Here is a 1,590-nt window from a genome sequence, read left to right as displayed (position 1 = left end):
GCCGCGAGCTGGGCGATCCGCTCGCGGTGCCGCTGGCGGTCGCGGATCTCGGCCCGCAGCCGCTGGTCGATGTCGGTGACCGCGACCGCGAACTCGTCAGGGTCGGCGGCGAGCAGCTCCTGGACCCTGGCCAGGGGCACGCCGGCCTCCGCCAGCGTGCGGATCTTGATCAGGTCGGCGACCGCCCTGGCGTCGTACCGCCGGTAGCCGGAGTGATTGCGTTCAGGCTCCGGCATCAGGCCCTTCGCGTGATAGTGGCGTACGGCGCGCACCGTCACTCCGGCGTACGACGCCAGCTCACCGATCGTCAGCATGGGATCAGCGTGCCTGAGCCCGGGCGAAGAGTCGGCGTGCCCACGCGAAGCTGAGCACGGTGATCAGCACGCACCAGGCGATCGCCCACGCCAGGTCGGCGCCCGGGGCACGACCGTCGAAGCAGGCGCGGAGGGTGTCGATGATCGGGGTGAAGGGCTGGTTCTCCGCCACCCAGGCCAGCCCGGTCGACATGGAATCGGTGGGTACGAACGCGCTGGAGATGAACGGCAGCAGCACCAGGAACATCGGGGTGTTGCTGGCCGTCTCCACGCTGTCCGCAACGAGGCCGAGGGCGACGCAGAGCCAGGTGAGCGCGATGGCCAGCAGCGTCAGGACGCCGATCGCACCGAGCCAGCCCACGGGACCGGCGTCGGGGCGCCAGCCCAGCGCGACCGCGATCGCCAGCACCACCGTCACAGCCAGGACGGTCTGCACCAGTGCGGCCAGGACGAGACCGGTCAACACGGACGACTTCGCGATCGGCATCGTGCGGAACCGGTCGATGATCCCCTCGGTGGCGTCCTTCGCGGCATAGATCGCGATGCTGAGCGCGACCGAGGACACGGTCACCAGCAGGATCGCGGGCGACACGTAGGCGAGGTAGTCGTCGCGGTCGCCGCCACCGGGCAGCCCGGCGCCCATGGTGCCGCCGAAGACATAGACGAACAGCAGCAGGAACAGGACCGGCTGCGCGATCAGCATGATCGTGAGCGACGGGTAACGGACCATGTGCTTGAGGTTGCGGCGCAGCATGGTGATCGAGTCGCGGGCGGTGAGGGCGAGCGTCGTCATCGGACCGGCTCCTTGGTGTCGTCGTTGCTGTCGAGGTCGGTGGCCGGGGTGGCCGGATGACCGGTTAGGGCGAGGAAGACGTCGTCGAGCGTCTCCCCTCCCGCCAGTGCCTTGAGCTCGGCCGGTGTCCCCTCGGCGACCAGCCGGCCGTTGTCGAGCAGCCCCACTTGGTGGGCGAGCTGGTCGGCCTCCTCGAGGTACTGGGTGGTGAGGAAGACCGTCACCCCTTCGGTGAGGAGCTCGCGCACGATCTGCCACAGGTCCCGGCGGCTGCGCGGATCCAGGCCCGTCGTCGGCTCGTCGAGGAAGATCAGCTGCGGTCGGCTCACCAGCGTCATGGCCAGGTCGAGCCGCCGCTTCATGCCGCCGGAGTACGTCGCCGCACGCCGGTCAGCCGCGTCGGTCAGGCCGAAGCGTTCGAGCAGCTCGGCCGCGCGCGCCGCTGCCTCCCGCCGGGGCAGGTGCGCCAGGTCGGCCATCAAC

At 70.3% G+C, this 1,590-nt stretch carries 3 protein-coding genes; all 3 read right to left on the bottom strand.

What is annotated here, in order from left to right; genetic code table 11:
- Positions 1-314: MerR family transcriptional regulator (locus tag ACOADB_RS00210; RefSeq protein ID WP_378595905.1), on the bottom strand; the 314-nt coding region annotated here is incomplete at its 3' end.
- Positions 315-318: 4 nt separating this feature from the next.
- A complete protein-coding gene (locus tag ACOADB_RS00205; protein ID WP_378595904.1) occupies positions 319-1,107 on the bottom strand; it encodes an ABC transporter permease in 789 nt (262 codons plus the stop codon).
- Positions 1,104-1,590 (bottom strand): ABC transporter ATP-binding protein (locus tag ACOADB_RS00200; RefSeq protein ID WP_378595903.1); only part of this gene is annotated, 487 nt, incomplete at its 5' end. The genes ACOADB_RS00205 and ACOADB_RS00200, both read right to left, overlap by 4 nt.

Origin of the sequence: Nocardioides sp. CPCC 206348 (genome assembly GCF_048654705.1) — a bacterium.
GTDB lineage: Bacteria > Actinomycetota > Actinomycetes > Propionibacteriales > Nocardioidaceae > Nocardioides.
The sequence above is the reverse complement of the archived record's forward strand: the minus strand, read 5'-3'. Positions and strand labels throughout refer to the sequence as shown.

Coding starts and splice junctions, on each gene's coding strand:
- ACOADB_RS00205 (WP_378595904.1), bottom strand. CDS start 1,107: ATGACGACGCTCGCCCTCACCGCCCGCGACTCGATCACCATGCTGCGC.